We start from the raw sequence: 21,423 nt of genomic DNA on the forward strand, positions 1-21,423 counted from the left end.
AAGAGCGGCTAGTAAAGCTTAAACGCTTCTCTGTGTAAAAGCGTTTCCCTCACTTTATCTGGCCATCTCTTTTTTTCGGGGAGGCATGTGCACGGCGTCTCCCTTTAACCCTTCGACTGCTTCGAGTAAACTTTCATTCATACTCGGGTGAGGATAAAGTGGAAAGCGAAAGTCCTCATCTCTCGCTGCCATTTCAAGTCCCAGCACACCTGATGTGATCAGCTCGGCTGCTCCCATTCCCATCATATGAATACCAAGAATCAAATCCGTTTCACTGTCTGACACGACTTTCACGAATCCATCCTTTTCATCCGTCAGCTGAGCGTACCCGTTTCCTCTTACAGGGTTCTCACTCACTGTAACCGAATAACCTTCCTCTCGTGCTTCCTCTTCGGTAAGGCCCACACACGCAATCGGCGGGCTCATCTGCACCACCGTCGGCACAAACTGCAGATCCACTTCCACCTGCAGCCCAGCCATCGCCTCGGCCGCCGCCTTCCCCTGTTTGATCGCTTTAACTGCGAGGGACGGACCTTCCGTCACATCCCCGATCGCCCATATATTCGGAATGGAGGTCCGTCCCTCCCGATCTGTTTGGATATAATCATCCTCGGTTAATTCAATACGGAGACGGTCAAGGCCGATGTCTGATAGGTTCGGCTTCACTTTTCCACTCATGACAAAGTGGGAGCCTTCGATGGAGACCATTTCACCGTTTGCTTTGTTGAGTCCTACTATAACCTTGTCTTCTGTCTCACTCACCGTTTTTATGGTAGAGCTCTTGATAACATTGATTTTCTGCTTTTTAAACTGCCTGAACAACTCTTTTGAAAGCGAAGAGTCAAATGGAAGTTCTTCATTCAAGATGAGAGTGACGAGGCTTCCCAATGTGGAGAAAACGGACGCGATCTCAAGTGAAATATAATCGGCACCATACACAATCAGTTCTTCAGGGATTTCCTCCAGCTCAAAAATCTGTCTTTCCTTCAGGATACGACCAGCATTAAAATCGATACCATCCGGATAGTGTAGATCTCCACCTGTTGCCACTATCGCATCTTTGAAATTGAAGAGAGAAAATTCATGTCCGCTTTCAACCCCAACACGGGATTCTGATAGAAATGAAGCCGATCCTCTGACGATCTCAACCTTATTTGCTTTGCACAGTGACTCTATCCCTGATCGGAGCTGGGTGATTTTTTTCTTTTTATAGTGTTGAAGAGTAGCAAGGTTTGCTTTCACTTCCCCAAACTCCATCCCCATTTCCTTCAGGTGCTTCGTCTTTTTAAATTCCTGGGAAAAGTGGGTGAATACCTTCGACGGGATGCAGCCTTTATTTAAACAGGTCCCGCCTACATCCTCCCGTTCGATCAACGTCACCTGCCTACCGAGGCTCGCGGCTCTGATAGCCGCGTGGTAGCCCCCAGGACCACCTCCGATGACGACAATGTCTTTATCTTCCGTAATCTCTCCCACGACCATTTACATCAACTCCAATAGCATGGATTGAGGTTCTTCGATCAGATCCCGTAGTCGGTTCGTAAATTTCACGGCTGTCCCGCCATCTGCCACTCTATGATCAAAGGACATTGAAACATTCATCATGGAACGAACGACAATCTCATCCTTTTCGTTCACCATCGGACGCTTCTTCGTTTTATGAAAGGCGAGGAGGGCCACTTCCGGTTCGTTAATAATCGGAGTGGCTCCGATCGATCCGTTCAGAGGGCCTACGTTACTGACTGTGAAGGTTCCTCCTTTGATTTCTTTCATCGCAAGCCTTCCGTCCAGTGCTTTGACGGTCAGATCCTTCATCTCCACGTGAATGTCTTTCATCGTTTTTTCTTCCACGTGCTTGATGACAGGAACGATCAGACCTTCCTCTGTGTCGACTGCAATTCCGATATTGTGTTGAGACTGAAGCTCGACACACTCTTCTTCTTCATTGAGACGGGCATTGAAAATCGGAAACTCTTTTAAACAAACAGAAATGGCTTTGATAAAATACGCACCCATGGAAATGGACCCGCCGCCCGCTTTCATAGTATCTTTCCAGTATAGTAGATTCGTAACGTCGATTTCTTCAAAATGGGTACAGTGCGGGATGGTTCTCAGTGACTGTGACATTTTAGAAGCGATCTGTTTTCGTCTGCCCCGGAAAGGAATGGTTTTCGCGTCAGGTTCTGTCGGTGCCACAGTGGCTGAACGTTCAGGGGTTTCCACCGGTACTTTCTCTGACTTACTTTCTCCATTCACATAAAGGAAAATATCTTCATCAAGGATTCTACCGCCAACTCCGGAACCAATCACTTCTTCTATGTTGATCCCATTCTCTCTTGCTATTTTCCTTGTATATGGTGACGCAAGGATCCTTCTCTTCTTCATTACATTGGTCGTTTCCGGCACAACTCGCCGGCTCACGGAGTGATTTCCTTGTTCTTTTTCCATCAACAAAACCGTGGATCCGACTGGAATCGTCTCCCCTTCACTAACCGTAAACTCCTTGATCACACCTGAAAATGGTGCCGGGATCTCCGCCGTCATTTTATCTGTTTGTACCTCTACCAATGGTTGATCCGCTCGCACGACATCCCCCACTTTTACAAGAAAGTGATTGATATTGGCTTCGGTCATGCCTTCCCCAATATCATGAAGCTTAACTTCCATGAACTCCCTCCTTGTCTAATAGCGGGCTACCTTCTCCACTGCAGCCAGCACACGTTTACTGTCAGGCAAATAGAAATCTTCAAATCCGAAATACGGGACAGGTGTATCGAATCCTGTCACCCTTTCAGTCGGCGCTTTCTGATATAAAAACGATTTGTCATTGATGATCGCCAGTACATCATTTCCAACTCCACCAGTGGCATGTGCTTCATGGACAACCACGGTTCTCCCCGTTTTCTGAACGGAGCTTGAAATGAGATCCTTATCCAGGGGATAAAGTGTTCTAAGGTCGAGGACCTCACAGGAAATACCTTTATCTGCGGCTTCCTTGGCTGCATCCTCAGCTACCTTAACCATCGCTCCCCATGCAATGATCGTGACATCCTCACCCTCTGTGACTACTTTGCCTTTCCCGATTTCCACGGTGTACTTTTCTTCAGGTACTTCTTCTCTTGAAGAACGGTAACATCGCATAGGCTCAAGGAATAGAACGGGATCAGGATCCTCGATGGCCGCAATCAGGAGTCCCTTCGCATCATATGGGGTTGCGGGGCAGACAACCTTGATACCTGGCATATGAGTGAAAAGGGCTTCGGTACTATCGGAATGAATCTCAGGGGCACGGACTCCGGCGCCATAGGGAGCCCTGATGACTATAGGACAAGAGAAATGGCCAAGGGTACGGGAGCGTATTCTGGATGCATGCGTCATGATCTGCTCGTAAGCCGGGTAGATGAATCCTAAAAATTGGACTTCCGCTACCGGACGAAATCCGTTCAGCCCCATTCCGATGGCCGCTCCGATAAAGCCCGCTTCACTTAACGGGGTATCGAGGACCCGGTCTTCACCAAATTCCTGTTGAAGACCATCCGTCGCCCGAAACACCCCGCCGTTCGTCCCGATATCCTCACCCATCAACAAAACATCTTCGCTTTCCTGAAGCATCACTCTCATAGCATCCGTTATGGCTTGAACCATCGTCAGCGTCTTCATTTTCGTTAAGGTGCTCATTCTACTCACCTCTCAATCGCTCAAGGAGCTTTTCTTTTTGTTCCTGGATCGTCCAGGTTGGTGTCGCAAACACATAATCAAAAATCACACTGGGATCAGCTGCCGGATATGCTTCCAGTTCCTCGACTGCAAGGTCAACTTCCTTCGCACATTCCTTTTGAACTGAGGTCATCCACTCTTCGTCACCCCAGCCTCGATGCTTCATGAATTTCGTTAAGCGGTCAACAGGGTCATTATCCTTACGTCGGGACTCACTTTCCTGTTGATCACGATACTTCGTCGGATCATCCGCGGTTGTATGGGCACCGTATCTCCAGGTAACGGACTCGATCAGGGTAGGTCCGTCCCCGTTTCGTGCTCTCTCCAACGCCTTCAACGTTTCAAAATAAACAGCAAAAATATCATTGCCGTCGATGCGTACGCTTGGAATGTCATAGGCAAGAGCTTTCTGGGCAATGGTCTTTGTTTTCATTTGCTTGTGCATGGGAACGGAGATGGCGTAATGATTGTTTTGATTGAAAAAGACGACCGGTGCCTCCCAGACGCTTGCCAGGTTCAATCCTTCATGAAAGTCGCCTTCAGAAGTGGCGCCATCACCAAAATAAACAATGGCTGCATTACGGGTCCCTTTTCTTTTTTCGGCGAAAGCCGCCCCTACCGCATGAGGAAGCTGTGTCGCGATCGGAATTCCTGGAGTGAAAATATTCTTTCCTTCAGGAGGCACGCACCCTTCATTTCTCCCCTTCCAGAAAAGGAGGATATGAAGCAGGGAGTGGCCGAATGTCATGGTAGCCCCATGATCCCGATAGGACGGGAATAACCAGTCTTGGTCCTGGAGGGCAAGTGCGCTCCCCACCTGAGATGCCTCCTGGCCTTCAAAAGGTGCATACGTTCCGATCCTCCCCTGACGCTGGAGGCTCACCGCTTTCTTATCAAATGTACGGATCCTGATTAAATGCCGATAAAAAGTACGGGCTAAATCTTCTGAGATGTCCTTTTCATACTCACCTTGAACCAGTTCTCCTTGTTGATCCATAACCTGGACCAATTGAAATTCCTCGATCATTTCATCACCTCTTATTGGTGCTATTTTGTTATTCCAATAAACTCTTGATTCGCTTTTTATGTCCTAACCGACCATTTCGGACGTTTCGCATGGGAGAAGAAGCTGTTTCTTCTTGTGCGTGCGTGGATCCTGTCCTCACAGAACCGGTTGGCTGCTTCCACTGTAGTCAAGTGCTGGTTCTCTGATTGCAGGTAAATATTCTGAAGGCTGTTATAGATGGCGCTTGTCTTTTGCAGGACACGTTCTTTATTCGGTTCGTATAATTCGTCAGCTACCTGGATCAATCCGCCTGCATTGACGATGTAATCAGGTGCGTATAAGATCCCTTTTTCGTGCAGCTTCATTCCATGTGAAAGATCTAATAACTGGTTGTTGGCAGAACCGACGACCGCCTTTACCTTCAGCTGATCTACCGTGTGATCATTAATGATCCCCCCGATGGCACATGGAATGAAGACATCTGCATCAACTGAGTAAATCTCATCTCCGGATACGACTTTAATCGCTGCTCCCATTCTAGTTGCTTTAGCTACTAACTGATCGATGGATTTCTGACTGATATCAGTTACATAGAGGTCTGCTCCCTCTTCAAGTAGACGCTCGGCTACTTTAAAGCCTACTTTTCCTAACCCTTGAATCGCATAGCTTTTTCCATGAAGGTCTTTTGAGCCCCATACGTTTTGGTTGGTTGCCTGTAAGCCATAGATGACGCCCATGGCAGTCGGTATGGATGAGTCTCCACTTCCACCGTATTCTTCATTGACACCTACAATGCAATTTGTTTCTTTTAGGGCATAAACAAAGTCATCAGGAGTCGTTCCCATGTCTGTCCCCGTATAGAACCTTCCGTTCAGGGATTCAACAAATTGGCCGAAAGCACGGAACAACTCAGGGTGTTTGTCTTTTTCAGGATCTCCGATGATGACGGCTTTACCTCCACCGAAGTCCACGTCGGCCGCTGCACATTTGTAGGTCATCCCTTTTGATAGACGTAAAACATCCTCAAGTGCTTCATCAACTGAGGTGTAGGGTCTCATCCGACAGCCGCCCAGTGCAGGTCCAAGAGTCGTATTATGTATGGCGATGATGGCTTTCAGTCCTGTTTCTTCATCATTGCAGAACACAACCTGTTCATGATTTTGTATTTTTTCGAACATATCCATTTCTCCGCCCCCTGCAAGCTCTCTGTTTGTAACCGCTTCCATTTTGGTGAATACGTTAGACACTAAAGCTCCTCCTTTTACACTGCTTTTGATGAATTGGATCTAAACTTAGTTCTCTTTTATTCTTTCATTAATTTTCTCTTTAGGAAGTACGACTTGTTTGACCTCACCTTTCCCAATGAGTCTGTCATTCTCTTTATCTCTGACAGACACTTCGGTCACGATGATGTTTCGTTCATATTTTATTACGCTCGCTTTAATTTCAAGAGAGGAACCGTTTTTTGCCGGTGCCATATGCTCGACGTTCACCTTGGCTCCCATTCCCTCTTCATGATCTTCCAAATAGGGTAGAATGATCTTTCTTGATGCCCATTCCATGTGGTAAACCATTGAGACGGTTGAATACACAGGGTGTACCACGTCCCCTTCAAACTGGGCATACATGCTGGGGGTTACTTCTGTTATGACGACGGCCGTATGTCCTTCTGCTAATCCAGACTTCATTGCTTTCCCCCTTTAAACCAACAAATCATATATTTTTATATAACGTTAATTCAACGATATAATAACATTTTGTTTTATAAATAGTCAATAAATTGTTAAAATTTAAAATATTATATTAATATAAGTTATACAGAGGGACGGACCTTCGGCTTCGCCGAGGTCCGTCCCTCACTCCTTAAACGCAAAAAAGCAACGAACCAAGGTTCGTTGCTTTTTGTAGAAGGTTGTTTATTGTTTTTATTAGCTTATGAAAGAAGTGCCCGGTCGCTGGCGAGTTTGCTTCCACGGATTCGCTGAAATTCGTGGAGAAGTCCTTCGACTGTAAGATGTTTTTTCTCTTCTTCATTCACCTCTAATATAATCTGGCCTTTATCCATCATGATCAAGCGGTTCCCAAGGTCCAGCGCCTGCTGCATATTATGGGTGACCATCAATGTGGTAAGGCTATACTTTTCTACAATCTCTTTCGTCAGGTTCGTAATCAGATCCGCCCTGGCAGGATCCAATGCTGCCGTATGTTCATCCAGCAATAAAATCGACGGTTCGGTAAATGTGGCCATCAATAAGGAAAGCGCCTGTCTTTCCCCACCTGACAGTAACCCCACCTTCGCATTCAATCGATTCTCAAGCCCGAGGTGAAGCGTTTCCAGTACTTCTTTAAAAAACACTTTCCGTTTTTTGGTCACCCCCATTTTAAAGGTGCGGGTACGATTTCTGGAATACGCCATGGCCAGGTTTTCTTCGATGGTCATAGTAGGTGCAGTACCTGCCATTGGATCCTGGAATACGCGGCCGATAAGCTTGGATCTTTTATACTCGGAAACCTTAGAAACATCATGGTCGTCAATCAGAACATTTCCCACATCAGGCAGCAGGACACCTGAAACGATATTCATCAATGTCGATTTCCCGGCTCCATTGCTTCCGATCACAGTGACGAAATCACCGGGTTTTAGAGAGAGCTGAATGTCATCAAGGGCGATTTTTTCATCGGGTGTCCCTTCATTAAATACTTTGTGGATTCTATTTAATTGTAACACCGCTCTCACCCTTTCCATCTGTGATTGAAGATCTGTCTAATCGTTCTGCCATCCTCTGCGCCTTTCGTTTCTTATCCTTGTAACGGTCCATCACTTTTGGCATAACAAGGGCAAGAATCACGATTGTCGCTGTGATAAGCTTCATATCTCCTGTTTCCAGGAAATCGACGCGAAGAGCCATGGATACGACTAATCGATAGATAATCGCCCCACCAATGACTGCGAGCGTCGTACGGGCGATCGTCTTGGTTCCAAACAATGCTTCCCCGATGATAACCGAAGCAAGTCCGATGATAATCATCCCGATCCCCATTCCGACATCAGCAAATCGGCTATACTGGGCAATCAATGCCCCTGACAATGCTACCATCCCATTCGATATTCCCAGACCAAGAATAATCATCAAGTTCGTATTTGCAGAGAAACTGCGGATCATTCGCTGGTTATCTCCAGTCGCCCGTAATGCCAATCCGACTTCCGTTTTCAAAAATCCGTCTGTTAAAAACTTGATGACAAGCGTGATGATGATCATAATAAATAAAATGCTCCACGTTCCCGGAACAGGCTCCCCAAGCCCCACTGCCATCCACAATTTATTGAGTGCGGCATCGATCCCGAGAGGAGACCAAAATCCTTCCACCCCTGTAAAAGCAGTATCCTGACTTAGTAAGGGTACATTCGACCGTCCCATTATCCGGAGATTGATCGAATACAGGGCGATCATCATGAGAATCCCTGATAATAGGGCATTGATTTTTCCAAACGTATGAAGTAGTCCCGTTATACATCCTGCAACGAATCCAATGACAATCGCTGTAATGGTTGCGATGACTGGATTTACGCCACTGACGATCATGGTGGCAGCGACAGCGGCTCCCGTAACGAAGCTGCCGTCGACTGTTAAATCAGGAAAATCCAATATCCGAAAGGACAAGTAGACTCCGAGGGCCATGATAGCGTAAATGATTCCAGATTCAAAGGATGCGAATATTGCTGTTGGCACGAATCATCAACCCTTCCTATTTTTCTTCTAAAAATTTCCCAAGCTCAGACCAGGCTTCCTGTACTTCCACTCCTTGTTCTTCAGCTGCTGCCTTATTGAACATCAAATCGAAATTTTGTGGAGCCTGTACAGGAATTTCAGAAGGTTTCTTCTCTCCTTTTAAAATCTTCACAGCCATCAATCCTGTTTCATAACCAAGATCCTCATAGTTAAATCCACTCGCTGCAATTGCACCTTTTTCCAATGAATCCAGTTCTCCCACAAAAAGAGGAATATCCTTTTCATTCGCTACAGTGATGACTGATTCCAACGCTGAAACGACTGTATTATCTTTTGGAATGTAAATGGCATCGACTCTTCCCACCAGGGATTCAGTCGCCTGTTTAACATCAGCCGACGTTGAAACGGTAGCCTCTACAACCTCCACGCCTTTTTCTTCAGAAAGCTTATTTACTTCAGCTGCCTGCACGACAGCATTTTGTTCACCGGAATTATAAACAATCCCAATCTTCTTCGCTTTCATTTCATCTGTAATAAATTGAATGGTCTTTGAAATCGCTTCCGGATGAGTATCAGTCGTTCCAGTGATATTTTCACCAGGCTCTTCAAAAGACTTAACCAATTCAGCACCAACAGGGTCAGTAACAGAAGTAAATACGATCGGAATCTCTTTCGTTGCATTCAATGCGTGTTGTGCACTTGGGGTTGAGTTAGCAAAGATAAGGTCGACACCGTCTCCAACAAAGTTCTTGGCAGCACTTTGTGAATTACTTTGATCTCCTTGGGCGATTTGAACATCATATTTTACATTTTCGCCTTCTTTGAAACCGTTTTCAGCCAGAGCCTTCTTAAAACCTTCAAATGCTGCGTCCAAAGATGGATGTTCCACAATTTGGGTTACCCCGATCACATATTGCTTTTCACCATCTTCTCCACCTGAGCTTGTATCACTACCACAGCCCGCTAAAAACAGCATTCCCAGCATCATAGAGATGACAACAAGTAATAAACTCTTCTTCTTCACAGAAATCCCCCTTTTTCTCTTCCTAATATATGATCAGTAGTCTGGTAGACTAGCAAATCCAAGTATGATAAAAATGAATACCAACGTAAATACAACGTTATATTATCACTCCTGTCACAAAATAGTCAATAATATTCCGAAAATTTAAAAATTAATACTAGTATAGACGGTATTGGTGATGATTTCTAGAGGGATTGCGGGAAAATATTTTTGTTATCGGGTTGGTGAACGTGATGAGGAGTACCGTTATTAAAATATTTGATGCAGATTGGGACTTGGCGATTGGTAGGGAATGCTGTAACAAATCGTTAAATGGGCACTTTAACAACGGTATCTATGAAAATTCAGCATAATTAATGGTATCGTACTATAGTTTCCCCATTGACTCTCTCTTTTTTACTTTGTTGTGCCGGAATCTAGGAAACTTGCGCCACTTTCACTAAAACTGGTGCCAAATTGTGACCACCACCATAAAAAAAGACACTTCCCCAATCAAGGAAAAGCGCCTCGTTACAACAATCTATTAAGATTCCACACCACTACCTGATAGCTTACTGAAAATTCCCTGGGCATCGTTCATCATTCTCTCAACCAATTCCTTCACCGTCGGGACATCCGAAACTAGACCGGACACCTGGCCACCGTTGATAAATCCTTGATCCAGCTTCCCTTCAAGTGCTCCAACACGATGATAATCTTCTGAGGTCATTTGACTGAACTCTTCAAAAGCGACCCCTTCTTGTTCTTTTTGAATCAATTGTGCAGCATAAGGCGTTTTCATGACCCTTCTAACTTTACCAACAGAACGACCGACGATGACGGTGCTATCATCTTTTGCTTCCACTAGAGTCGTTTTATAGTTTTCATGAAAAGGAGCTTCCTGTGTAGCGATGAACCGTGTACCCATTTGCACACCACTGGCACCAAGGGCAAGCATGGAAGCGAGTCCCCTCCCATCACCGATTCCTCCTGCCGCGACCACAGGAATGTCCACGGTATCGACGAGTTGTGGAATAAGGGCAAGCGTCGTCGTTTCAAGATTGGAGTTGATCCCGGCAGCCTCATATCCTTCCGCCACGATCACATCTGCACCGGCGTCTTCCGCTTTCTTTCCTTGCTTTTTGGAAGCGACGACACAGATCACCTTCACGTTATGTTCATGAAAATAGGGAATGAACGGTGCAGGATTTCCTGCTGATAAGGAAACGACCGGTATTCCATGTGTCACCACTAAGCGGATCATCTCTTTCAAGTGAGGAGTGATGGAGATTGGGATGTTTAGAGCGAAAGGCTTACTGGTTCTCTTTTTCGTTTCCACGATGATCCCTTCTACTTCCTCCACGCCCATGGTGCCGACTCCGATTGTACCGAGCGCTCCGGCCTCCGAGATTGCCGCCGTCAAGGGAGCGTTGCTGATGTTCCCCATGCCCCCTTGAATGATTGGATATTTTATATGTAATACGTTCGTTAGGTTATTCATTATAATCCCCCTTCGTTAAATTAATGTTATACTTTTTGGAATTGTACGACAAGTACCGAAAAGAATTTCCATCCATTTGAATTATTTATTGACATTTCATTCCAAAACACATATTCTAAAATCAACTACTTTGTAAAGCAAGGTAGTTATGTTTTACATCAGTACCTTGTATAGCAATGTATCAAAAAAGGAGGCACTATATGTCTATCCGCAGTCAGCTATTAAAGGGTATATTAGATGGTTGCGTCCTATCTGTGATTGAAAAAGAACCGGTCTACGGATATGAACTTTCTAAAAAATTGCAGTCTTCCGGTTTACAGGATGTGAGCGAAGGGACCATTTATCCAGTGTTGTTACGCCTTCAGAAAAATAATCTGATCCGTGGGGAAATGCAGCCATCTGATTCCGGACCTAACCGAAAATACTATTTTCTAACAGAAGAAGGACATTCAGCACTCTCAGATATATCAAGGGAATGGGAACAAATCGTATCACCCGTCACTTCACTATTAAAAAGGGGGAATCATGATGATTGAAGCAAAGCAGTTGATTGAATTGAACAATCAGAAACGAACAGGGTTGTCGGAAGAGAACGAAAAGTATTATTCGGATTTTCTGATATACATGCGCCTACAACTTTCATTATCTGAGCAGCAGACCGAGGAAATATTAATGGAAATCCTGGATCATATTATTGACGGGCAGCGTGAAGGGAAAACAGCCAGAATGATTTTAGGGGATGATCCTAAGGCTTACGCTGATGATATCATTGAACAGCTTCCTACAGAGAAGAAGAGGAATGTCGTTATATTCATTTCATCTTTAGCTCTTAATTTATTGGCATATTTCATGTTGTTTCGAGGACTCTTATTATTGATTGGGCCGATGTTTAAAGAGATAAGCAGTGAAGTATATCCAGTCACTTCCGGAATATTGGTACTTATCATCTTCATTTCCAGTTTGATTGGGGTGAAAATCATTTTCTCGGTCATTAAACATTCTTTATTCAAAGAGAAACAAACTCCTGTGAAAGATTCCATCAAGGCAGGCACAGTGGGTATGGTATCGATGGGCTTCATCATTTGCGCCACTTACTTCCTGCCTGACCTTGGTCCATCGTTCCTTTTTCCTTGGTATGCTTCTTTCATTACCGGAGCATTATTATTTGGCATCTCTTATCTTCTGAAAAAATAGAGGTCGGTCCCTAAAAAAACCACTTACCCAACAGGCAACGGGTTTACTTGTGAGGTGCAAAACGGTAACTCACAGACCAGATCTATTAGCAAATCACATAAACTTCACAGCATAATTCACAGTCAAAAAGGCTTAGAGATACAAATTTCTCTAAGCCTTTTTTGAATTTTCTTTTTTCACTAAATATCGCTAAAGCGAGGCGAGTCTGATAAATAGGCGGAGAATATACTCTTAATGAGGAATTTGCACTGACAATAGCCTAAATAGACGGAAAGATTTCCCCTCTTGACTCAAAAAACGTGAGAATCGTTAATTTTGCTTTGCATAAGGGAGAAAACTCCCCTTATTTTCCCCGAATAGAGCTCTATTCCACAGAATAACGGGAAAATCTCCGCTTATTTTACCTATCACTGGTTGCTCAATTTTCTTACTAAATCACCCAATTCACATATCCTCCAATAATTATTTCGTACCCTGTGATTTACTATGTGAATTAGGAAACAATAAGCAATTCACATTCGTCAAAATGCTGCTGAAACAATAAAAAACGCACTGTGAATAATATTGTGAATTCAAGTGCGCTTTCCTATGTGTTTTACAATTTTTGCACCCCTAAAGTAAACCACTTACCCAACAGGCAAGTGGTTCTTATCAGTCTAATAGTAATGGATGGGTCATAACGTTGTAGCTCAGGTCTTTGTTTTTGAGTTCATTGCCGTCTTCGAATACACTTTCGAAGAATCGGGAAGCTGGTTCTGCAAGTTCTTTGTAGTATTCTCCGAAGAGGGAGGCTGCGTGTGCTCCGAGCCATTTTTCAGGCAGAAGTTCTTCAGGGAGACCAGGATCCACAAAGAGGAATTTACGGTATTCGTGGACGAGCTTTGTTCTTTCCACGAAGCATTCAGCATCGGTCATTTGTCCTTTCCCGATTTTACTCTTATCAATCATATATTGTTGACTGTAATGGGAAATGAATTCCTGATAGCGATCATTGATTTCATTCAGGTCCCAGCTTTTTTCGATCAAACGCTGATTTTCATTGGGACCTTCGTATTCGGCGATGAAGAAATCGACGTACTCTTTAATATCATATTTTCCAATCAGGGATTGCACTTGTTTTTCCAAATTGTTAGGAGAGATCCAAGTGCTCGTTGAAAGGGTTCCAAAGCCGCTCCAGACCAGTTCTTTCCTCAGTTCGTCCCGGATGCTCCTTATTTCTTCAGGGATTGAGTACATAAGGATTCGCCATTTACCGTCCCATTGTTCAGGCTTCAGCTTGAAGATCCTGTTTGCCGCTTCTTCCATTCGGATCACACCGCGTTCTGTGAGGGAGTAGTAGCTTTTGTTCCCTTGTTTCTCTGCCTGTACCCAGCCTTGCTTATTCATTCTTGAAATGGCAGCCCGGACTGCTTGATCGTTATGACCGAATTCATTCAGAAGACGTATCAAACTGCCGATCCATATCTTATTGCCATAGTGTCGTATGTAATCCCCATATAGTGTAAAGATCATTGATCTTGTATTCATCGGTGCCTCTCCTTTAAATATATATTCAGTAGTTTATGACGTTTAATTTACGTTTGATTTATATATTATCATAAACTTTCCATGAAAATAAATGAATATTCATGTTTTTTAAGTTTGTATGAATCTCAGGCAAAAAAAATCAGGCTCCACTACAGAGCCTGCCCCCTCAATGATACACCCTCAACATCTCCAGCATCTTCACAAATTCATATGAATTGATAACCTGCTCCTTCGACCAATTCGACTCGATCCATGCTACAAGCTCTTCCTGGCTGTTAAACACTTCCCCGCTCGTATCGGCTTTCCTTATCAGATACCTTCCGTTATCTTCATCCGCGACTACGAGACAAGGAATCTCGCTATCTTTTGTCATGATTTCAAATTCCATCTCACTCACCTCACTTCTATCCTTTCCAAAAATGAATACATTCTAATCACAAAAAGAGCCCTGCACATACAGGACTCAAGCTACTAAGCTTCAATATTTTCTACTAAAGTCGCAATCCCCTGGCCGACACCAATACACATGGTAGACAAGCCGTACCGTACCTTTCTCTTTTTCATTTCATACAGAAGGGTGGTAAGGATACGTGCTCCACTTGCTCCAAGTGGATGACCGAAGGCGATGGCTCCTCCATTTACATTGACGATCTCTTCATTTAACCCCAGCTCACGTATGCAGGCAATGGATTGTGCAGCGAAAGCTTCGTTAAGTTCCACTAAGCCGATTTGGTCAAGGCCAAGCCCGGACCGTTTCAGTACCTTCTGTGTGGCATAGATCGGCCCCAGACCCATTACGGAGGGTTCAAGCCCTGAAGTGGCCGATGTCATGTAGCGGGCAAGCGGAGTCACTCCTAATTCCTCTGCCTTCTCCCTGCTCATTAATAATAGAGCAGAGGCACCATCATTGACTCCTGATGCATTCCCTGCCGTCACCGTTCCGCCTTGGAATAAAGGCTTAAGCTTCTGTAGTTTGTCACTATTGGTATCGGGTCTTGGGTGTTCATCGAACTGGAAAATTGAAAGGTTCCCTTTTCTGTCACGTAACTCAACGGGTACGATTTCCTCTTTAAACCGTTCTTCATCCATTGCACGTTTCGCCTTCACTTGGCTCCAGTAAGCAAAGTGATCTTGTTCTTCCCTGGAAATACCGAACTGTTTCGCCACGTTTTCGGCTGTTTCCGGCATGGAATCGGTCCCGAATTTTTCTTTCAGACGGGCATTAACGAAGCGCCATCCGATCGTCGTATCGAACATTTCCATATTGCCTCTTGGGAACTCCTTTGAAGGCTTTGCCATGACGTACGGAGCACGTGTCATACTTTCAGTCCCGCCTGCAATGAAAACATCCCCTTCATTAGCCAAAATGGCTCTAGCCGCATAGTTCACAGCGTCCAGCCCAGAACCGCATAAACGGTTGATGGTGGTGGCACCGACTTCAACAGGGAGACCTGCCAGGAGTGTCGACATCCGGGCTACATTCCGGTTGTCTTCCCCGGCACCGTTTGCATTTCCAAGCACCACCTCTTCAATCGTATCCACAGGGACGAGGGGATTTCGTTCGACGAGTGCTTTAATAACATGTGCGCCCAAATCATCGGGACGCACCTCTTTTAAAGAGCCTTTGTATTTTCCAATCGGAGTACGGACGGCATCGACAATGACAACCTCTCTCATGACTGGTGCTCCTTTTCCTTTGTTTCCGAGTAATCATATACACCTTTACCCGTTTTTCGGCCAAGACGTCCTGCCTTCACATATTTCTCTAAAAGAGGGGCCGGACGATACTTTTCTCCAAGCTTTTCATGAAGGTACTTAAGATTATTCAATCGTGTATCCAGTCCGACTAAATCTCCAAGTTCAAATGGACCCATCGGATAATTTAATCCGAGCTTGATTGCTTTATCGATTTCTTCAGGAGAACCGAGTCCTTCCTGGAGCATGTAAAAGGCTTCATTCCCAACGAGGGCAGAGATTCTGCTTGTGACAAAACCAGGAAACTCATTGATGACCACCGTTTCTTTCCCCATCAAGCGGGCTACTTGCTGGATGACCTCAGTCGTTTCATCACTTGTTTCCAAGCCCTTCACGATTTCAACGAGGGGCATTTTATGTACGGGATTGAAAAAGTGCATGGCAATGACTTTGTCAGGTCGTTTCGTAAATGAGGCAATTTCCGTCGGACTCATAGTGGAAGTATTTGTCGCCAAATAACAATACTCAGGGGCATGCGCATCCAGAACTTCGAATACCCCACGCTTGATATCTGTTTTTTCCGGAACGGCTTCGATGACCACGTCGGCATCCCGTACGGCAATCGAAAGATTCGTTGAATAACTCATAAGCTCTTTTGCTTCTACGTACTGCTGCTGAGTGAGCTTATTCCTTTCCATTCCTTTTTGAAAAATGAGCTGGATCTCATTCCTGGCATGATCCAACTGCTCTTGTTTAATATCAACCAGTGTGGTCCTGAAGCCTCCAACTGCACTTACATAAGCAATCCCTCTACCCATTACTCCGGAACCAACTACTACGATATGCTGTGTCATGTATGATTTCCCCTTTCTTGCAATAAGGGGTTGACCCTGATAGGACAACCCCCTGCTTGTTTATATCTTCTTACACACCAAATGGATTTAACGGACGGTTTCCGAAGTAAGAAATGATACTCTTTGTTTCTGTGTAAAGATCGAGCGTTTCAATGCAAAGCTCACGGCCGAATCCGGACTGTTTGTAGCCACCGAATGGAGTACCCGGGAATGCGGAGAACGGACAGTTCACCATCACGATCCCGGCTTGGATCGCTTTCGATACTCTTGTCGCACGGCCATGGTTCTGAGTCCATACCGCTGAACCGAGACCATATTCGCTATCGTTGGCCATTTTGATCGCTTCTTTTTCATCTTTGAATTTCATTACCACCACAACTGGTCCGAAGATTTCTTCTTTTACAACCTTCATGTCGTGATTCACATCTGTAATGATGGTCGGCTCATACCAATACCCTTTTTCGAATCCTTCTACTTTCGCAGGGCTTCCCCCTACTAAGATCGTTGCTCCTTCTTCTTTGGCAGATTGAACATATCCGTCAATCGTGTCCAACTGATCCTGATTGATGATCGCCCCGATATGAGTTCCTTTATCGTGGGGGTCAGCCAGTTTCAGCTTCTTTGTCTTCTCAACGAATTTTTCCATGAACTCATCATAAATGTCTTCGTGAACATATAATCTGGAGCGTGCTTCACAGGACTGACCTGTATTATAGAAAATTCCGAACAGGGAACCATCCACTGCTGCATCTACATCTGCATCTTCAAATACGATGTTTGGTGACTTCCCGCCTAATTCCAGAGTGACTCTCTTTAGGGTTTGAGACGCCTTTTCCATGATGTTTTTACCGATAGGAGTGGAACCTGTGAAGGCTACTTTATCAACCTTTTCATGCTCAACTAAGTAATTGCCGACAGAAGAACCTGCACCAGGTATGACGTTAACAACACCTTCAGGGACTTCTGCTTCAATACAGATTTCACCAAGTACGATGGCTGTCAGCGGTGTAAGAGTTGCAGGTTTTACGACAACCGAGCAGCCTACCGCGATCGCCGGCGCAATTTTCCACGCTGCCATCATCAATGGATAATTCCACGGAATGATTTGGGCACATACCCCGACCGGCTCTTTCTCGGCAACATTCATGAATTGACCCGGAACATTATTGACCGTGCCACGATGGCCCACGATCGCTCCTGCATAGAATTCAAAGTCTTCGATCGCTTGCATCACTTGACCTTGTGCAGCGGATAGTGATTTCCCGCTATCCATGATTTCAAGAGAGACAAGTTCATTAAAGCGTGATCTCATAATGCCTGCAATTTTATTGAGTACACGGGAACGCTTATTGATCGGGAACTTCTTCCACTTACCGTAATCAAACGCGTTCCTCGCTGCTTCAACCGCTTTTTCAGCATCTTCCACAGATGCCAGTGAAACAGTGGCAATTGCCTCACCTGTCGCTGGATTGTACGTCGTAAAGGTTTCACCTGAACCACTTTCCATACGTTGACCGTTGATCACCAATGAATAATGTTCTCTTTTCATTTCAAGGACCTCAAAGCTTTGCTCTTTTACTGTAGACATAACTCCATCTCCTTTTTGATTGAATTATTTTCCGTGAAAGGCTGGTCTTCTTTTTTCCATAAAAGCCATTACACCTTCTCGATGATCTTCTGTCTTTCCTGCGATCCGCTGGGCATAGGCTTCTTTTTCTAAGTATTCGTGGAAGGATAAGTCCGCGCTTCCCTTTAATAAGCGCTTCATCAAGCCGATTGCTTTCGTCGGCAAGGCGGCGATTCTTTCGGCAAATGCAGCCGTCTCTTCCTGCCACTCTTCAAGTGATATGATTTTTGTGACAAGACCCAGCTTTTCTGCATCGATCGCCTTTATCTTCTCTCCAAACACCGCCAGTTCCAACGCTTTTGCGTAGCCAACAATCTTTGATAAGTAATAAAGATTCCCTGAGTCCGGAACTAAACCGACATGCACAAATGCTTGCACAAAGCTCGCTTTCTCGGACACCAGCCTGAAGTCACAGGCAAGGGCCAAACTGAATCCCGCTCCTGCCGCCACTCCATTCACAGCTGCAATAACCGGCTTTTCACACTGTTCGATTTCTTTCACCATCGGTCCGTAGTTATTTCTAAGCACCTCTCCATGATCCATTGATTCATCTACTTCACTCAAATCCTGCCCCGAGCAAAAAGCCCGGCCTTCACCCGTGATCACGATGGCCCTCACTTCTTCATTTCGAGAGGAGTCCTTCACTGCCTTTTGGATTTCCAAATTGAGTTGACGGATGAAAGCATTCAGTTTATCCGGGCGATTTAAGGTAATCCATGCTACGTTATTTTTCACTTCATATTTAATGGTTTCGAACATGATGCAGCCCCCTTACTTCCCTTTGAATTCCGGTCTGCGTTTTTCCACAAAAGCTTTCATGCCTTCTTTCTGATCTTCTGAGGCAAAGAGAAGATAGAAGTTCTTCCGCTCATATTGCATCCCTTCATAAATCGAGGAATCAACGGCTTTATGAACAGATTCTTTGATCAAACGCAGGGAAAGCGGTGGTTTGGCAGCTAATTTCTTCGCAAACTTCTCGGTTTCTTCAATTAATAACTCCTTCGCGATTGTTCGGTTAATGACTCCCCATTCAAGAGCCTGCGTGGCTGTAAACATGTCTCCCGACAGTAACCATTCCATCGCTCTTGATTTCCCTATCAGCTTGGTGAGCCTCTGGGTTCCACCCGCTCCAGGCATGACCCCAAGATTCACTTCAGGGAATCCGAAGCTTGCATCCTCAGAAGCGAATAGAATGTCGCAGCAAAGAGCTAACTCAAACCCGCCTCCTAAGGCAAACCCCTGGACCGCTCCAATGATCGGTTTCTTGATCCAGGCAAGGCGGTCCCACTCGGTGAATTGATTCAAGAGCTCTAAATCTATGGCACCGTCTTCCGCCATTTCATCAATGTCTGCTCCTGCAGCAAAGGCTCTGCCCCTACCGGATAAAACTATTGCTTTCACACTGTCGTTCCGGTCGAATGCCTCGAAAGCATTGACTAACTCCGATACCATAGGACGATTGATGGCGTTCAGAACTTTAGGTCTATTCAATTCAATAAAACCAAGTCCGTCCCTCTCGCTCACTACGATATATTCGTACTCTTTACTCATTCACTTCTTCACCGATCATAAGAGTGACTAACTCTGCGGCGAAGCCCATAAGGTCCTTCCCGGATGCTTTGCCTTCATCGGATTTCATGGCTGCTTTCATCGCTTCATGATTGTCATAATACATTTCGCACATTAAGTAGTATTTGCCTTCTCCACCCATGGGTGAACCGACGATTTTCGTTACATCCATCTTTTTAAGACCTGGAATTTTTGCCGTGATTGGAGCGTGGGTATTGAAGTAATGCTCATCAAATTTCTCTTTGTTTTCAGGATGCTTATACAATGCGATTAGTTTTACCATAGTGGAATCTCTCCTTTGATTTTCAATAGTTTTATAGATACTTCACATCATTGTCGATATTGGTTTCATGGCTTCGAACGGGTTGCGGCATTGCTTGCAGTATAGAATGCTTCTGCAGGCGGTGGGACCAAACAGATTCTCCATTGACGTATAGGGGGAATCGCAATATGGACAGTGAATCTCCCATTCTTCTTCCCCGTTGAATTGTTCAGGCGGGGGTGCGATGCCGAATTCCTTCAGTCTCTCCCGGCCATTTTCGGTTAACCTGTCTGATGTCCAGGGAGGAGAATATACGAACTGAACCTGTACGGATTGAATTCCAAGCTGATCCCGACACGCCTTCTCCACATTCCCTTTAATAATTTCCAATGCAGGGCAGCCTACAAAGGTTGGCAGGAGTTCAATCATCAGGGCATCTTCCTGGTTGTGTATGCGATTGACCATTCCAAGATCTACAATGCTGATGGAATCAATTTCAGGATCTTTCACTGTTTGAAGAACTTCTAAAACGGTTGCAGTCATATTCCTTCATCCTTTACCAGCTTGCTGCGGGATTTGTGTTATAAACTTCGCTTAATGTAGAAAGTGCCGTATCCAGTTCAGGAGTGTGTTCACCTAAGCGTCCATTCCCCTTTTTCATGCTTACCTTCGGAGGAAAGGATAGTTGAGTCGTTTGGAAGACCGGTTGAAGGGCAAGCTCCCATCGCTTCGATAAATTCTCTTCTCCTTCGATCAGCGCCATAAGAGACATCTCTTTTCCATTTGGCCCAAGGGTGAGCACTCCCTGAAATTCATCCAATACTCGTTCAATCGCCTTATTCATTCGCTCCCTTGCTTCACCGCCGGCATTCATTAATTGAATGAACCAGGTTTTCCAGTGCAGCAGGTGATAATATAATTCTGTGTTGATTTTGATCGCCATTTCGGCAAGTGGTTCATAGGAGGAGTTCTTTAATGAGTCAATCCGTACCTTTTTGGCGACGCTGTAAAAATAATGTCTTACAACAGCAAAGGCCCAGTCGTAACGGGGTTCTTGCAAGTAGTGACCGGGTCCATTCACTTCTTCCAGCAGAATGGCATTCCTTCGTTCTGACGCCTTCCTTCCATGTGCAAGATGGTCCTGATCCCCTTCCCCTAACTCTTCCAGGAGCTGATAGAACATTGTGGCATGCCCCATCGTGTCTTGATTAATCGATGAAAACGCGACGTCTTCTTCAATATGAGGAGCGAGCCCCAACCATTCAGACCCACGGTAAGCAAGGATGAAATCATCGTCGGCCAGTTGATAGAGAAGGCCCAGAAGCGCTTCTTTATAATCTTCGTTCGGGATGTCATTTGGTCTATTCACTTTCATTTCTTCTTCACCAACTCTCCCCATGACATAATTTCTTTCTCATCGAGCATTTCCTGTTCGTACTGTCTCCACTTCTTCTTCAGATAACCGTAGCCTTTGGCGTTCCGGTAATCTTTATTATCAAGACGACCGACACTCTCTCTTTCCTCGGGTGTCATCATCCGGACGTCCGACCGCTTCACAACCCATATATCCGAGACCGGCTCTCTTCTCATAAAATTCTCTTGAGCCATCACCATGGCAAGCTCATGGTTGGGTGCTAACAGACTGAATTGATGCTGCATCTGCGCCCCGTCCGTCCTCTTACTAAACACTTCAAATTCCTGATAAAAGTTCTGCCCCTTGTCAGACATCCAACTCAT

23 protein-coding genes are annotated in these 21,423 nt (G+C 45.0%); 2 read left to right on the plus strand and 21 right to left on the minus strand.

Features of this window, described 5'->3' with window-relative positions:
* Nucleotides 1-54 precede the first annotated feature (54 nt).
* From lpdA to ACXAF2_RS22410, 10 genes are all read right to left on the minus strand, one after another.
* Nucleotides 55-1,482, minus strand: a complete 1,428-nt coding sequence (gene lpdA / locus ACXAF2_RS22365; RefSeq protein WP_475141925.1) for a dihydrolipoyl dehydrogenase — start codon at nt 1,480-1,482, stop codon at nt 55-57.
* On the minus strand, nt 1,483-2,667 hold the full coding sequence (locus tag ACXAF2_RS22370; protein WP_475141926.1) for a dihydrolipoamide acetyltransferase family protein: 1,185 nt from the start codon (nt 2,665-2,667) through the stop codon (nt 1,483-1,485).
* Between the two features lie 15 nt (nt 2,668-2,682).
* Nucleotides 2,683-3,678: an alpha-ketoacid dehydrogenase subunit beta gene (locus ACXAF2_RS22375; protein ID WP_475141928.1), complete on the minus strand. Its 996-nt coding sequence runs from the start codon at nt 3,676-3,678 to the stop codon at nt 2,683-2,685.
* A gap of 1 nt (nt 3,679) precedes the next feature.
* Nucleotides 3,680-4,744: a pyruvate dehydrogenase (acetyl-transferring) E1 component subunit alpha gene (gene pdhA / locus ACXAF2_RS22380; RefSeq protein WP_475141929.1), complete on the minus strand. Its 1,065-nt coding sequence runs from the start codon at nt 4,742-4,744 to the stop codon at nt 3,680-3,682.
* Between the two features lie 56 nt (nt 4,745-4,800).
* On the minus strand, nt 4,801-5,907 hold the full coding sequence (locus tag ACXAF2_RS22385; RefSeq protein WP_475141959.1) for a Leu/Phe/Val dehydrogenase: 1,107 nt from the start codon (nt 5,905-5,907) through the stop codon (nt 4,801-4,803).
* 108 nt (nt 5,908-6,015) lie between these two features.
* On the minus strand, nt 6,016-6,411 hold the full coding sequence (locus ACXAF2_RS22390) for a thioesterase family protein (RefSeq protein WP_475141930.1): 396 nt from the start codon (nt 6,409-6,411) through the stop codon (nt 6,016-6,018).
* 245 nt (nt 6,412-6,656) lie between these two features.
* Nucleotides 6,657-7,451 (minus strand): ABC transporter ATP-binding protein, encoded by a 795-nt coding sequence (locus tag ACXAF2_RS22395; RefSeq protein ID WP_475141932.1) that lies wholly within the window; start codon nt 7,449-7,451, stop codon nt 6,657-6,659.
* Nucleotides 7,435-8,454: an ABC transporter permease gene (locus tag ACXAF2_RS22400; RefSeq protein ID WP_475141933.1), complete on the minus strand. Its 1,020-nt coding sequence runs from the start codon at nt 8,452-8,454 to the stop codon at nt 7,435-7,437. The genes ACXAF2_RS22395 and ACXAF2_RS22400 overlap by 17 nt, the downstream gene beginning before the upstream one ends.
* A 16-nt stretch (nt 8,455-8,470) precedes the next feature.
* Nucleotides 8,471-9,442, minus strand: coding sequence for an ABC transporter substrate-binding protein (locus tag ACXAF2_RS22405; protein ID WP_475141961.1), 972 nt, complete (start codon nt 9,440-9,442; stop codon nt 8,471-8,473).
* Between the two features lie 559 nt (nt 9,443-10,001).
* The gene (locus tag ACXAF2_RS22410) at nt 10,002-10,958 is read right to left on the minus strand and encodes an NAD(P)H-dependent flavin oxidoreductase (protein WP_475141934.1); all 957 of its coding nucleotides are present in this window, start codon (nt 10,956-10,958) and stop codon (nt 10,002-10,004) included.
* Nucleotides 10,959-11,158: 200 nt separating this feature from the next.
* Between ACXAF2_RS22410 and ACXAF2_RS22415 the strand changes: the two genes are divergently transcribed.
* Both ACXAF2_RS22415 and ACXAF2_RS22420 read left to right on the plus strand, forming a co-directional pair.
* The gene (locus tag ACXAF2_RS22415) at nt 11,159-11,494 is read left to right on the plus strand and encodes a PadR family transcriptional regulator (protein ID WP_475141936.1); all 336 of its coding nucleotides are present in this window, start codon (nt 11,159-11,161) and stop codon (nt 11,492-11,494) included.
* On the plus strand, nt 11,487-12,152 hold the full coding sequence (locus ACXAF2_RS22420; protein WP_475141938.1) for a DUF1129 family protein: 666 nt from the start codon (nt 11,487-11,489) through the stop codon (nt 12,150-12,152). The genes ACXAF2_RS22415 and ACXAF2_RS22420 overlap by 8 nt, the downstream gene beginning before the upstream one ends.
* A gap of 651 nt (nt 12,153-12,803) precedes the next feature.
* Here the strand turns inward: ACXAF2_RS22420 and paaX are convergent.
* The 11 genes from paaX to paaB all read right to left on the minus strand — a co-directional run bounded on the left by paaX (nt 12,804) and on the right by paaB (nt 21,414).
* Nucleotides 12,804-13,679, minus strand: coding sequence for a phenylacetic acid degradation operon negative regulatory protein PaaX (paaX, locus tag ACXAF2_RS22425; protein ID WP_475141939.1), 876 nt, complete (start codon nt 13,677-13,679; stop codon nt 12,804-12,806).
* Between the two features lie 166 nt (nt 13,680-13,845).
* On the minus strand, nt 13,846-14,067 hold the full coding sequence (locus ACXAF2_RS22430) for a hypothetical protein (protein WP_475141941.1): 222 nt from the start codon (nt 14,065-14,067) through the stop codon (nt 13,846-13,848).
* Between the two features lie 83 nt (nt 14,068-14,150).
* Nucleotides 14,151-15,356, minus strand: coding sequence for a thiolase family protein (locus ACXAF2_RS22435; protein ID WP_475141942.1), 1,206 nt, complete (start codon nt 15,354-15,356; stop codon nt 14,151-14,153).
* Entirely contained in the window at nt 15,353-16,228 is an 876-nt protein-coding gene (locus ACXAF2_RS22440) for a 3-hydroxyacyl-CoA dehydrogenase (protein WP_475141943.1), read from the minus strand. Before ACXAF2_RS22440 ends, ACXAF2_RS22435 begins: the two co-directional genes overlap by 4 nt.
* A 70-nt stretch (nt 16,229-16,298) precedes the next feature.
* Entirely contained in the window at nt 16,299-17,816 is a 1,518-nt protein-coding gene (locus ACXAF2_RS22445) for an aldehyde dehydrogenase family protein (protein ID WP_475141945.1), read from the minus strand.
* Nucleotides 17,817-17,840: 24 nt separating this feature from the next.
* On the minus strand, nt 17,841-18,614 hold the full coding sequence (locus ACXAF2_RS22450; protein ID WP_475141947.1) for an enoyl-CoA hydratase-related protein: 774 nt from the start codon (nt 18,612-18,614) through the stop codon (nt 17,841-17,843).
* A 12-nt stretch (nt 18,615-18,626) separates the two neighbouring features.
* The gene (locus ACXAF2_RS22455) at nt 18,627-19,406 is read right to left on the minus strand and encodes an enoyl-CoA hydratase/isomerase family protein (RefSeq protein ID WP_475141948.1); all 780 of its coding nucleotides are present in this window, start codon (nt 19,404-19,406) and stop codon (nt 18,627-18,629) included.
* Nucleotides 19,399-19,707: an EthD family reductase gene (locus tag ACXAF2_RS22460; RefSeq protein WP_113968569.1), complete on the minus strand. Its 309-nt coding sequence runs from the start codon at nt 19,705-19,707 to the stop codon at nt 19,399-19,401. Before ACXAF2_RS22460 ends, ACXAF2_RS22455 begins: the two co-directional genes overlap by 8 nt.
* A 42-nt stretch (nt 19,708-19,749) precedes the next feature.
* The gene (gene paaD / locus ACXAF2_RS22465; protein WP_475141949.1) at nt 19,750-20,229 is read right to left on the minus strand and encodes a 1,2-phenylacetyl-CoA epoxidase subunit PaaD; all 480 of its coding nucleotides are present in this window, start codon (nt 20,227-20,229) and stop codon (nt 19,750-19,752) included.
* Nucleotides 20,230-20,242: 13 nt separating this feature from the next.
* Nucleotides 20,243-21,061, minus strand: coding sequence for a 1,2-phenylacetyl-CoA epoxidase subunit PaaC (paaC, locus tag ACXAF2_RS22470; RefSeq protein ID WP_475141951.1), 819 nt, complete (start codon nt 21,059-21,061; stop codon nt 20,243-20,245).
* Entirely contained in the window at nt 21,058-21,414 is a 357-nt protein-coding gene (gene paaB / locus ACXAF2_RS22475) for a 1,2-phenylacetyl-CoA epoxidase subunit PaaB (RefSeq protein WP_113968566.1), read from the minus strand. Before paaB ends, paaC begins: the two co-directional genes overlap by 4 nt.
* Between the last annotated feature and the right edge of the window lie 9 nt (nt 21,415-21,423).

This window comes from Rossellomorea sp. ABR4_004, from assembly GCF_056159585.1.